The organism is Parathalassolituus penaei, assembly GCF_026626885.1.
GTDB classification, from domain to species: domain Bacteria; phylum Pseudomonadota; class Gammaproteobacteria; order Pseudomonadales; family Oceanobacteraceae; genus Oceanobacter; species Oceanobacter penaei.
On the sequence record NZ_JAPNOA010000055.1, the window covers coordinates 1 to 12,035 of the forward strand.

Consider the following 12,035-nt stretch of genomic DNA (forward strand, 5'->3'; position numbering starts at 1 on the left):
AGGATGCCGCGATCAGCGCCCAGGGCGAGGGCGGTACGAATCTGTTCCTGAGCGGTTTTAGGACCGATGGAAACCACCACGATTTCAGACGCGATGCCTTTTTCTTTCAGGCGTACGGCTTCTTCGACGGCGATTTCACAGAATGGGTTCATGGCCATCTTGACGTTGCTCAGATCAACATCAGTGTTATCGGCCTTTACGCGCACCTTGACGTTGTAGTCGATCACGCGTTTTACAGCGACGAGAACCTTCATAGATTCCTCTGTTTGTATAGGGTTGATTCAAAAAGCCCGCCAACCACAGGAGACGTGATGAAACATCGTCATTCGGGGCATGTGTAACGGTCAGATTATTCTGATCTTTTACTTTAGCGTCAATAGTGGCTTTTCTTTGTTTCCAAAATGGCAGTATTCTTCAGGCCGCAGGTTGCCTGAGCCCACGACGACCGTATAATGCCGCCTTTCCACCGAAGGTGGCGCCCGCCATATCCCGTTATGGCCCTTGCACAGGCACGCCCGGATTAGACACGGCAGGCAATGATTGCCCTGCCACACAGTTTCTCACTCCCGCCTTATTAATAAATAGAGGAGAGATTCACATGCAACGTGATGTGATGGAGTACGACGTCGTCATCGTTGGTGCCGGCCCGTCAGGGTTGGCCGCTGCCTGCCGTATCAAGCAGGCTGCAGAAGCAGCCGGTACTGAAGTTTCAGTTTGCCTGGTTGAAAAAGGCTCTGAAATCGGCGCACACATTCTGTCGGGTGCAGTGATTGAACCCCGCGCCCTGAATGAGTTGTTCCCGGACTGGAAGAACATGGGCGCACCACTGAATACTGAAGTGACTTCTGATGAAGTGTACTTCCTGACCAGTGACACCGCTTCTGTCAAAACTCCTGGCTTCCTGATTCCAAAGCCGATGCACAACGATGGCAACTACATTGTCTCCGTTGGCAACCTTTGCCGTTGGCTGGGCGAGCAAGCCGAAGCGCTGGGTGTTGAAATCTACCCTGGCTTCCCGGCTGCGGACGTTATTATAGAAGAAGGTGTTGTTAAGGGCATCATTACTGGTGATATGGGTATCAGCGCTGAAGGCGAAGAAAAAGACACCTACACTCCAGGTATGGAACTGCGTGCCCGTTACACCCTGTTCGGCGAAGGCTGCCGTGGCCATCTGGGCAAAAAGCTGATCAAGGAATTCAACCTCGACGCAGGCCGTGATCCTCAGCACTATGGCATTGGCATCAAGGAACTGTGGGATATCGATCCTTCCAAACACAAGGAAGGTCTGGTTATGCACGGCGCAGGCTGGCCTCTGTCAGAGTCTGGCTCATCAGGCGGTTTCTTCCTGTACCACGCCGAGAACAACCAGGTGCTGGTGGGGCTGATCACCGACCTCTCCTACTCCAACCCGCACGTCAGCCCGTTTGATGAATTCCAGCGCATGAAACACCATCCGCTGGTGAAGCAATACCTGGAAGGTGGCAATCGTGTTTCTTACGGTGCGCGTGCCATTACCAAAGGCGGCCTGAACTGCTTGCCTAAAATGACCTTCCCGGGCGGTCTGCTGATCGGCTGCGATGCTGGCACCCTGAACTTTGCCAAGATCAAGGGCGTTCACACGGCCATGAAGAGTGGCATGGTGGCTGCCGACAGCCTGATTCCGGCCCTGACCGCAGGTCGTGGCAATGACGAGCTGACTGAGTTCGCAGGCAACTTTGAAGCGTCATGGGCCTGGAAAGAACTGCACCGCAGCCGTAACTTCGGCCCGGCCATGCACAAATTCGGCACCTTCGGCGGTGGCGCTTTCAACTTTATTGATCAGAACATCATGGCGTTGCCGGTTACCCTGCACGACACCCACCCTGATCATGAAATGCTGAAACCTGCGGCTGAATGCACCCCGATCAACTATCCGAAACCGGATGGCAAGCTCAGCTTCAGTAAACTGGACTCAGTGTTTATCGCCAACGTGAACCACGCTGAAGACCAGCCATGCCACCTGAAGCTGGCTGACAGCTCCATTCCACTGGAGATCAACCTCAAGAAGTGGAACGAGCCAGCGCAGCGTTACTGCCCGGCAGGCGTGTACGAAGTAGTTGAAGACGAAGCCGGCAAGCGCTTCCAGATCAACTCTCAGAACTGCGTGCACTGCAAGACCTGCGACATCAAGGACCCTCTGCAGAACATTACCTGGGTAACTCCAGAAGGCGGCGGCGGCCCGAACTATCCAAACATGTAAGACTTGCACCAACAACAAGGCCGGGATTATCCCGGCCTTGTTGTTTATGTCTGTTTGTTGTTTCTGTCAGCTGTCGCCTACACGCAGCAGAATTGGCAGACATAAAAAAACCGGCCAAGGCCGGTTTTTTTATTGCCACACGTTATCAGGCGCCTGGGCGCTTGATCTCGGTATTGGCTTCAGCCCACTTGCGGAAGCTGATCATTCCCTGACGGCTGATACGACTCAGCTGTGACATCTTGCCATCATCGCTTGCAGTCAGGTCAGCCATTTCTGGAACCTGAACCGCATCAACACGCACAACCGCCACACCACCGTTTACGTCAACCGCTTCAACAGCGCCTTTTGCCATAGCAAAAGCACGCGCCTGAGCTTCACGTGGCAGATCACTGCTCTGACGGAAGTTCACAGAAACCGATTTCCATTCAGGCGCATCACCAGAACCTTTCACAATGGCATCAGCACGCTGATGCGCCAGCTCCAGAGCTTTTTCACGCTTCAGGCGAGTTTCAACACGGTTGCGAACCTCAGCCAATGGCTGAACTTCAGCTTCTTTGTGTTCTTCAACCGCAAATACGTAAACACCACTGTCGGTTTCAACTACCTGACTGGTTTCGTGATCCAGCAGCACGTTATCAGCGAAGGCTTCTTCACGAACCTTGGCATCAGCCGCAATACCTTCACCCGCATCACGAGTAAAAGGCGCGCTGACTTCTGCTTTCAGACCAAGTGCGTCAGCGATATCGTTGACACCAGAAGCAGAGAAGGCAATGTTGGTCAGCTCCTGAGTTTGCTCAGCAATGTGCTGCTGGGCTTTCTCGTCGCGAATCCACGCGCTCAGCTCTTCACGCTTGTCATCCAGAGATGCGGCATCGGCAGCTTTTACACCCATCAGCTTGATGATGTGGTAACCGAACTCGGTTTTCACCGGCTCAGACACAGTACCTTCTTCCATACCGAACAGTACGTTATCGAAAGCTTCTACATAAGCACCGCGAGCCGCGAAGCCCAGCTCACCACCCTGGTTACGAGTGCCGATATCATCGGAGAACTCAGTCGCCAGCTTGGCAAAGTCTTCACCGCCAGCAATGCGTTTTTCGATATCAGCAGCCAGCGCCTGAGCAGCCGCATCATCACGCTTGTCATTCACTTCGATCAGGATGTGACTGGCGTTACGCTGCTCTTTATCTTTCAGCTGGGTCAGGTAGTCGTTGTACGCCTGTTTCAGCTCGTCTTCGGTCACCTCCATCTTGGCGGCAACATCCTTGCGGTTGAAGCCTACATAACGGATAGAAACGGTTTCAGGAGTTTGGTACAGATTCTTGGTAGCTTCGTAGCTGGCCTGAACTTCATCATCACTCAGCGTGATGCCATTGGTCAGATCACGAGCGTTCAGCTGAACCCAGGATACAGTACGCATCTCACCGTCCAGCATCGCATTCAGACGCACCTGATAAGGAGCGGCAATAGTGGTCTGTACCACAGCGGCATTCAGCTGGTTAACAATGATGTCCTGAGAGAGGTTTTCGCGGAATGTCAGCGGAGTCCAGCCGTTCATGGCCAGAATGCTGCGGAACTGTTCCTTGTTGAAATTGCCATCCAGCTGGAATGCCGGGATGGTTACGATGGCTTCGTCGATCTGTGCTGGAGAAGCATACAAGCCCATCTCATGAGCCTTGACCAGCTGCACTTTACGTTGAATCAGCTGTTCGATAGCGCTCTGACGCAGCACACCATCATTAAACAGGCTTTCATCAAACTGTTCGCCAAACTGGCGACGCAGTGTTGCCTTCTGTTGTTCAACGGCACGCTGAACTTCCACTTCCGTAATTTCCTGCCCGCCAACCTGAGCCAGCGGTTCGGAGCCACTGCCAAGGTTTACGATGCTTTCGACACCCCAGAGGGCAAATACGAAAATGATAAAAAATACGATGAACTTGGCGACGATACCCTGGGCATTGTCGCGCATTGTCTGAAGCATGCTTCCTCCACTCTAACGCTACTTCAACATAAAAAAAGCGCATCCAGGATGCGCTCTTTTTACATGAACCGATCAGGTACCAATCGGGCCAGCACCTGATTCCGATTCCTGGCGAAATGAACCACCTGAGCGGTCATTCCGATGGTGTGCTTACTGAACGGCGTCTTTCAGCGCTTTGCCTGGCTTGAAGCCAGGAACTTTGGCGGCCTTGATCTGGATTGGGTTGCCGGTCTGCGGATTGCGACCAGTGCGCTCAGCGCGCTCTTTCACCAGGAAAGTACCAAATCCGACCAGAGCAACCTGATCACCCTCTTTTAACGCATTGCCGATGCTTTCAATCATCGCATCCAGCGCGCGACCAGCAGCTGCTTTCGGAATATCAGCAGAAGCTGCGATTGCGTCGATTAACTCAGACTTGTTCACACTTATCCCCTCACTCTGTGCGCAATATTAAATTCTTGTTATGCGACTGGGCGATCGCTACAGGAAATTCAAGAGCGTCGATTTATACCAACTGGGCTATACAGCGTCAAGCCGACTCAGTGGGTGTTAGGTCGACTAGTTTCATCCTTCACGTTTCCCGTGTCATCCGTAGGAATCACGGGAGCTACAGCCGCTTCCGGAGTAGACTCAAGAGCCAGATCCAGAACTTCGTCAATCCAGTCTACAGGAATAACAGTAAGGTCCTGTTTGATATTCGCAGGAATATCGCGCAAATCCTTTTCGTTTTCCCGCGGAATAATCACAGTCTTGATACCACCACGGTGAGCAGCCAGAAGTTTTTCTTTCAGACCACCAATAGCCAACACTTTACCACGCAAAGTGATTTCGCCAGTCATTGCCACTTCCGCCTTGACCGGAATACCAGTCATAACGGATGCCAGAGCAGTTGCCATACCAATACCGGCACTTGGGCCGTCTTTTGGAGTTGCGCCCTCCGGAACGTGGACGTGAATATCTTTCTTGTCAAAGAAATCCACTGGAACACCCATGCCTTCAGCACGACTTCTGACGACTGTCAGAGCGGCCTGGATGGATTCCTGCATAACGTCACCAAGAGAACCGGTTTTGATAATACGACCCTTACCAGGCGTAGCGGCAGCTTCCAGCGTCAGTAGCTCACCACCAACCGAGGTCCAGGCCAGACCAGTCACTTGTCCAATTTCATTTTTCACACCCGCCAGTCCATAACGGAAGCGAGGCACACCAAGGTAATCTTCCAGCAATCCGGAAGTGATTTCCCGGGTTGCAGTTGTGCCATCCAGCATGTTGGCTTTCACCACTCGACGACACAACTTGGCCACTTCACGCTCAAGGCTACGCACCCCCGCTTCACGGGTGTACAGGCGAATGATTTCACGCAGGCGATCTTCGGAAACCTTGATCTCACCATCTTTCAGACCATTCTGTTTGATCTGTTTTGGCAGCAAATAACGCTGAGCGATGCTGACCTTCTCGTCTTCGGTGTAACCCGGAATCCGTATGATCTCCATACGATCCAGCAGCGGACCTGGAATGTTCATGCTGTTTGATGTACACACGAACATGATATCGGACAGGTCGTAATCAACTTCCAGATAGTGATCAGCAAAAGTGCTGTTTTGTTCCGGATCCAGAACTTCCAACAGCGCCGACGCCGGATCACCACGGTGATCCATACCCATCTTGTCTATTTCATCCAGCAGGAACAGTGGGTTACGAACGCCGACCTTGGTCATGCGCTGAACCAGCTTGCCTGGCATGGAGCCAATATAGGTGCGACGGTGACCACGGATCTCAGCCTCATCACGAACACCACCCAACGCCATACGAGTGAACTGGCGATTGGTAGCGCGGGCAATGGATTTGCCCAGAGAGGTTTTACCAACCCCTGGCGGCCCTACCAGACACAGCACAGCGCCTTTCACTTTCTTCACGCGGTTTTGTACGGCGAGGTACTCAAGGATACGTTCTTTCACTTCCTCAAGACCGAAGTGATCCGCATCCAGAATCTCACGCGCACGAGCCAGATCGTGATTCAGGCGAGTACGCTTCTTCCATGGCAGGTTCAGCAGCCAATCGAGGTATCCGCGCACCACGGATGCTTCTGCCGACATCGGCGACATCATACGCAGCTTGCGCAGCTCTGCTTCGGCTTTCTCTCGAGCTTCGGCCGTCAGGCCAACTGTTTCGATCTTCTGGGTCAGCTCATCAAATTCATTGCCACCTTCTTCAAGCTCACCCAGCTCTTTCTGGATGGCCTTCATCTGTTCGTTCAGGTAGTACTCGCGCTGACTCTTCTCCATCTGCTTTTTGACACGGCCGCGAATACGCTTCTCGACCTTCAGCAGATCCATTTCGGACTCCATCAGCTCCATAAGATGTTCAACGCGATCGCGTGGATCAAACATCTCAAGAACGTTTTGCTTCTCCTCCAGTTTCAGGGAGATATGGGCGGCAATAGTATCCGTCAGACGAGTAATGTCTTCGATGCCAGAAATGCTGGCCAGCACTTCGCTCGGAACCTTCTTGGACAGCTGAACATACTGTTCAAAGTGCCCGGTCAGAGAGCGAATCAGTGCTTCGTTTTCACGCTCGGTCAGCTCTTCACTGGCAGCAATACGAACATCACCGTGGAACATTTCTTCTTCGTCAATCAGCTGGTCCAGGTAGGCGCGAGCCTCACCTTCTACCAGCACCTTGACGGTGCCATCCGGCAAGCGCAACAGCTGCAGAATAGTAGCGACGGTACCTACCGGATGCAGATCATCGATACCCGGGGAATCATGAGAGGCATCTTTCTGGGCAACCAGCATGATGCGTTTTTCACCTGCCATAGCTTCTTCAAGCGCATTGATCGATTTTTCACGACCAACAAACAGAGGGATCACCATCGCAGGGAATACCACTACATCGCGTAGCGGTAACAGGGGAAGGACTTCTTGATTCATCAGATCAGCACTCTGGTACAAAGCTCTGTTCTCAGATTGGGGGCGGATGCCCGGAAAAACAAGGAACAGAGGAAGGAAAAGGAGCCATTGGCTCCTTTGGTCTGTTAGCTATCAGGTTCACTCGGAACTTGATGAAGCCTTCGCCATGTCAGCGCCATCGTAAATGATGATCGGCTCAGCGCCACCAGTGATCACATTTTCTTCAATCACCACTTTGGTGACGTGATCTTCCGATGGAACCATATACATGGTCTCCAGCAGTGCAGCTTCCAGAATCGAACGCAGACCACGCGCGCCAGTCTTACGCTCCATTGCACAAGTGGCAATGGCTTCCAGTGCCGCATCGCGAACTTCCAGTTCAACATCTTCCATTTCGAAGAGTGTCTGGAACTGGCGAACCAGAGAGTTTTTAGGTTCCGTCAGGATGCGGATCAGGGCATCCTTGTCCAGCTCTTCCAGAGTAGCAAGCACTGGCAGACGACCGATGAATTCCGGAATCAGACCGAATTTCACCAGGTCAACCGGCTCCACTTCTTTCAGGGCCTGCCCGATCGACTTCTGATCTTCTTTACCTTTTACAGTGGCCGAGAAACCAATACTACTGCGCTCGGAACGATCGCGAATAATTTGATCCAGACCGGCAAAAGCACCACCACAGATAAACAGGATGTTTGAAGTATCCACTTGCAGAAATTCTTGCTGAGGATGCTTGCGACCACCCTGTGGCGGAACAGAAGCCACAGTGCCTTCGATCAGTTTCAGCAGAGCCTGCTGCACGCCTTCGCCCGACACATCACGGGTGATAGACGGGTTGTCAGACTTGCGAGAAATCTTGTCGATTTCGTCGATGTAAACGATACCGCGCTGGGCACGTTCCACATCATAGTCACACTTCTGCAGCAGCTTCTGGATAATATTTTCAACGTCTTCGCCTACATAACCGGCCTCGGTCAGTGTGGTGGCATCAGCGATGGTGAATGGTACGTTCAGCAGTCGCGCCATGGTCTCGGCCAGCAGGGTTTTGCCACTACCGGTTGGGCCAATCAGCAAGATGTTGCTTTTGGACAACTCGACGTCAGCAGACTTGCGATCGCCATAACGCAGACGTTTGTAATGGTTGTACACCGCCACCGCGAGGACAATCTTGGCTTTGTCCTGACCGATAACGTATTCATCCAGGGTCTGTTTGATTTCCCGGGGAGTTGGCAACTTGTCGGACTTGCCCTTGGTGTCTGCTTCCTGCACTTCTTCACGAATGATGTCGTTACACAAATCGACACACTCATCGCAGATGAACACCGAAGGCCCGGCAATCAGCTTGCGAACTTCATGCTGACTTTTTCCGCAGAAGGAACAGTACAGCAGCTTACCGCCGTCTTCGCCCTTGCCTTTAGTATCGTCGGTCATTCGACTGCCTCATTCTGGAACATAGCTTCAAGCTTCAATATATAGGTGCCTGCGGGACAGGTTTCAAGCCCGCAGATGCACTTCAGGTCGAAATTATTACTGGCCGCGATGGGTCAGGACCTTGTCGATCAATCCGTACTCAAGAGCAGCGGCTGCAGTCATGAAGTTGTCACGCTCGGTATCGGCTGCAATACGGTCGTAACTCTGGCCAGTGTGTTCCGCCATAATGCGGTTCAGGCGCTCTTTGGTGTGCTGAATGTTGGCTGCCTGGATCTGGATGTCGGTAGCCTGACCCTGCGCACCGCCACTCGGTTGGTGAATCATGATGCGGGAGTTAGGCACGCTGTAGCGCTTGCCTTTGGCACCGGCGGCCAACAGGAACGCACCCATACTGCACGCCTGACCAATCACCATGGTGCTCACATCTGGTTTGATGAACTGCATGGTGTCATAGATCGACAGACCGGCTGATACGGAGCCGCCCGGAGAGTTGATGTACAGGTGGATGTCTTTGTCCGGATTTTCGGATTCCAGGAACAGCAACTGGGCAACCACCAGGTTAGCCATGTGATCTTCCACAGGACCTACCAGGAAAATAACCCGCTCTTTCAGCAGACGAGAATAAATGTCGTAGGAGCGCTCACCGCGTGCAGTTTGCTCCACAACCATCGGAATCAGGGCGTTGACCAGATTTTGATCTACCCCGTGAGTGATGTGATTGCTCATTCGTTTGTCCCCAACTAATCCAATTCAACCAACAGTTATAATAACAGTCACTTGTACCAAGTGACTGTTATCAAGTCTAGCTATTGGCAGACGGTCTGTCAGGCTCTTTCACTCAAGCAATCAGGCAGACTGGTTAGCATTGGCAGCTCGAATGACATCTTCATAGCTGCTTTCAACCACAGTAACGGCTGCCGCAGCCAGAATTTTCTCTACCAGTTGCTCTTCCAGAGCCAGAGCTTCGATCTGGGACTTCTGTTGAGCGTTGTTCAGGTAGTAGTTGCGAACTTCTTCCGGCTCCTGATAAGTAGCGGCGATTTCTTCAATCAGTTCGCTTACTTTTTCTTCGGACGGCTTCATGTCAGCAGCTTCGATGGCAGTGCTCATCAGCAGGCCAACCACGACGCGGCTTTCAGCTTGTGGCTTGAAGATTTCAGCTGGCAGCTGGTTAAAGTCAAATTGCTGACCGCCACCGAATTGCTGAACAGCCTGGCGACGCAGACGATCAACTTCCTGATTGATCAGGGCAGCTGGAACTTCGATCGGGTTGGCAGCTTTCAGGCCTTCGATAACCTGGTTCTTGGTCAGGGTGCGCAGAGCACGCTTCAGTTCACGCTCCATGTTGGAACGGATTTCAGCGCGAAATTCTTCTTCAGTAGAAGACTCAACACCGAAGGACTTGAAGAATTCGGAGTCCATTACTGGCAGCTCGCCCTTCTCAACCTTGCTTACTTTTACCTTGAACTGGGCTGGTTTGCCTTTCAGCTCTTCCTTGTGGTAACCCTCTGGGAAGGTAACGTCCAAAGTCACTTCAGAACCGGCAGCAGCGCCAACCAGACCATCTTCGAAGCCTGGAATCATGGAGTTGGAGCCCAGCACCAGAGTGTAAGCGTTGGCTTTGCCACCTTCGAATGCAGAACCGTCAATGAAACCTTCAAAGTCGATTACTACGCGGTCGCCAGAAGCTGCTGCTTCAGAAGACTCGCTCCAGCGAGTGCTCTGCTTGCGCAGGGTATCAACCATCTTCTCTACGTCATCGTCAGAAACCTGAGCGGTTTTCTGTTCAACTTGCAGAGCTGCGAAATCACCCAGAGTTACTTCCGGGTAAACTTCGTAAGTAGCCTTGAATTCCAGATCCTTGCCATCTTCGTCCACAGTTGGTTCGAAGTAAGGCATACCAGCCAGCTTCACGTTGTTCTCCTGAACAGCGGCGAAGAAGGACTGTTGCATTTGCTGATAGATGGCTTCGTAGCGAGCCTGTTTGCCGAACAGGCGCTTGATCACTGCTGGAGGAACCTTGCCTGGACGGAAACCGTCGATGCGGCGGCCACGGGCCAGTTTCTTCAGCTCTGCTGTTACTTTTTGTTCTACTTCAGCAGCAGGGACGCCAATGGTCATACAACGTTCAAGACCAGAGGTAGTCGCGATGGACACTTGCATAGATGCCTCTCAGATTCAGTGTATTACAGATCATGCCGGCCAACCTTGGTCGGACGTCAATTTGGAAAGCCGCGGATTATAGCCCAATGGCGAACGTGAATAAATGACCGATAACTGCGATCAATCACGCCATAAAGAAGTATCGAGAATAAAAGCGGAGGAGGATTTTGCGGGAACCAGAAACGGAAAAACCCGACTTTCGTCAGGCCATTTTATTCATGCATCTAGCGAGGTTTAAAGTGGGGTGGCCGATGGGGTTCGAACCCACGACAACAGGAATCACAATCCTGGACTCTACCAACTGAGCTACGGCCACCACATCGCTGCTGGTTACGCCTATGGCGCACCCGGCAGGGCTTGAACCTGCAACCCTCGGCTTAGAAGGCCGATGCTCTATCCGATTGAGCTACGGGCGCATGAAGCCACTATCCGAAGGAAGTGGTCGGGGTAGAGAGATTCGAACTCCCGACATCCTGGTCCCAAACCAGGCGCGCTACCAGACTGCGCTATACCCCGTTTTTACGCCTGATCAGAAAACTGAGCAGGTTGAAACTTTACTGCAAGATCGCTTTTGCGATCAAATCCCACACGCGCTGTAAGCGAGGTTTAAAGTGGGGTGGCCGATGGGGTTCGAACCCACGACAACAGGAATCACAATCCTGGACTCTACCAACTGAGCTACGGCCACCACATCGCTGCTGACTGCACCAAAACTGGCGCACCCGGCAGGGCTTGAACCTGCAACCCTCGGCTTAGAAGGCCGATGCTCTATCCTGTTGAGCTACGGGCGCATGGAGCCACCATCCGAAGAGAGTGGTCGGGGTAGAGAGATTCGAACTCCCGACATCCTGGTCCCAAACCAGGCGCGCTACCAGACTGCGCTATACCCCGTTTCTTGCAACTTGCTGAGCTGCCCCGAGCAAGTGATGCGCATATTACGGATGCATTACCGGGTCGTCAACGACTTTTTTCAAAAAAATCCAAAAAACCTTAAATTTCATGTTTTTGGTTATAAAACAAACAGTTGCAACGGATATTGCATGAAAATCCGCAGTGTAAAAGCCGGTGATACACAACAGGGCCAGGCCTCCCCGCTTATTACGTAGAAATGATAAAGAGGAACCTGCTCAAATTTTTCTCAAAGAGCAAAATCCACTACCGCCACCTGAAGCCACACCACCCACGACTGCAACATTATCGTTTTATGGTGCTTTATCTCTCGGGATGCAGTGAGAACAGTATCCACTACACTCCTGAATGTGACGATTACCGCCCGCGCTCTTTGCATAGTTGCAAACGCATGCGAAAATTGCGG

At 52.3% G+C, this 12,035-nt stretch carries 8 protein-coding genes and 6 tRNA genes; 1 reads left to right on the forward strand and 13 read right to left on the reverse strand.

Annotation, left to right across the window (positions count from 1 at the left end):
- The coding region (locus OUO13_RS14480) for an electron transfer flavoprotein subunit beta/FixA family protein (RefSeq protein WP_428982347.1) at nt 1–254 on the reverse strand (254 nt) is incomplete at its 3' end.
- A gap of 344 nt (nt 255–598) precedes the next feature.
- Here OUO13_RS14480 and OUO13_RS14485 point away from each other — a divergent pair.
- Nucleotides 599–2,239 carry an electron transfer flavoprotein-ubiquinone oxidoreductase gene (locus tag OUO13_RS14485; RefSeq protein WP_283174616.1) on the forward strand — a complete coding sequence of 547 codons (1,641 nt, stop codon included), beginning with the start codon at nt 599–601 and terminating at the stop codon, nt 2,237–2,239.
- 145 nt (nt 2,240–2,384) lie between these two features.
- On the opposite strand, the gene OUO13_RS14490 is transcribed toward OUO13_RS14485, so the two are convergent.
- The 12 genes from OUO13_RS14490 to OUO13_RS14545 form a co-directional block, all read right to left on the reverse strand.
- Nucleotides 2,385–4,220, reverse strand: a complete 1,836-nt coding sequence (locus OUO13_RS14490; RefSeq protein ID WP_283174617.1) for a SurA N-terminal domain-containing protein — start codon at nt 4,218–4,220, stop codon at nt 2,385–2,387.
- A gap of 150 nt (nt 4,221–4,370) precedes the next feature.
- A complete protein-coding gene (locus OUO13_RS14495) occupies nt 4,371–4,643 on the reverse strand; it encodes an HU family DNA-binding protein (protein WP_283174618.1) in 273 nt (90 codons plus the stop codon).
- Nucleotides 4,644–4,759: 116 nt separating this feature from the next.
- On the reverse strand, nt 4,760–7,150 hold the full coding sequence (lon, locus tag OUO13_RS14500; protein WP_283174619.1) for an endopeptidase La: 2,391 nt from the start codon (nt 7,148–7,150) through the stop codon (nt 4,760–4,762).
- A gap of 117 nt (nt 7,151–7,267) precedes the next feature.
- Nucleotides 7,268–8,557: an ATP-dependent Clp protease ATP-binding subunit ClpX gene (gene clpX, locus OUO13_RS14505; protein WP_283174620.1), complete on the reverse strand. Its 1,290-nt coding sequence runs from the start codon at nt 8,555–8,557 to the stop codon at nt 7,268–7,270.
- A gap of 96 nt (nt 8,558–8,653) precedes the next feature.
- Nucleotides 8,654–9,283: an ATP-dependent Clp endopeptidase proteolytic subunit ClpP gene (clpP, locus tag OUO13_RS14510; RefSeq protein WP_283174621.1), complete on the reverse strand. Its 630-nt coding sequence runs from the start codon at nt 9,281–9,283 to the stop codon at nt 8,654–8,656.
- Nucleotides 9,284–9,403: 120 nt separating this feature from the next.
- Nucleotides 9,404–10,720 carry a trigger factor gene (gene tig / locus OUO13_RS14515; protein ID WP_283174622.1) on the reverse strand — a complete coding sequence of 439 codons (1,317 nt, stop codon included), beginning with the start codon at nt 10,718–10,720 and terminating at the stop codon, nt 9,404–9,406.
- Nucleotides 10,721–10,960: 240 nt separating this feature from the next.
- Nucleotides 10,961–11,036, reverse strand: a tRNA-His gene (locus tag OUO13_RS14520).
- A gap of 23 nt (nt 11,037–11,059) precedes the next feature.
- Nucleotides 11,060–11,136: transfer RNA gene (locus OUO13_RS14525), tRNA-Arg, on the reverse strand.
- Between the two features lie 23 nt (nt 11,137–11,159).
- Nucleotides 11,160–11,236 (reverse strand) — tRNA-Pro (locus OUO13_RS14530).
- Nucleotides 11,237–11,332: 96 nt separating this feature from the next.
- Nucleotides 11,333–11,408 (reverse strand) — tRNA-His (locus OUO13_RS14535).
- Nucleotides 11,409–11,434: 26 nt separating this feature from the next.
- A tRNA-Arg gene (locus tag OUO13_RS14540) sits at nt 11,435–11,511 on the reverse strand.
- Between the two features lie 23 nt (nt 11,512–11,534).
- A tRNA-Pro gene (locus OUO13_RS14545) sits at nt 11,535–11,611 on the reverse strand.
- Nucleotides 11,612–12,035: the final 424 nt, after the last annotated feature.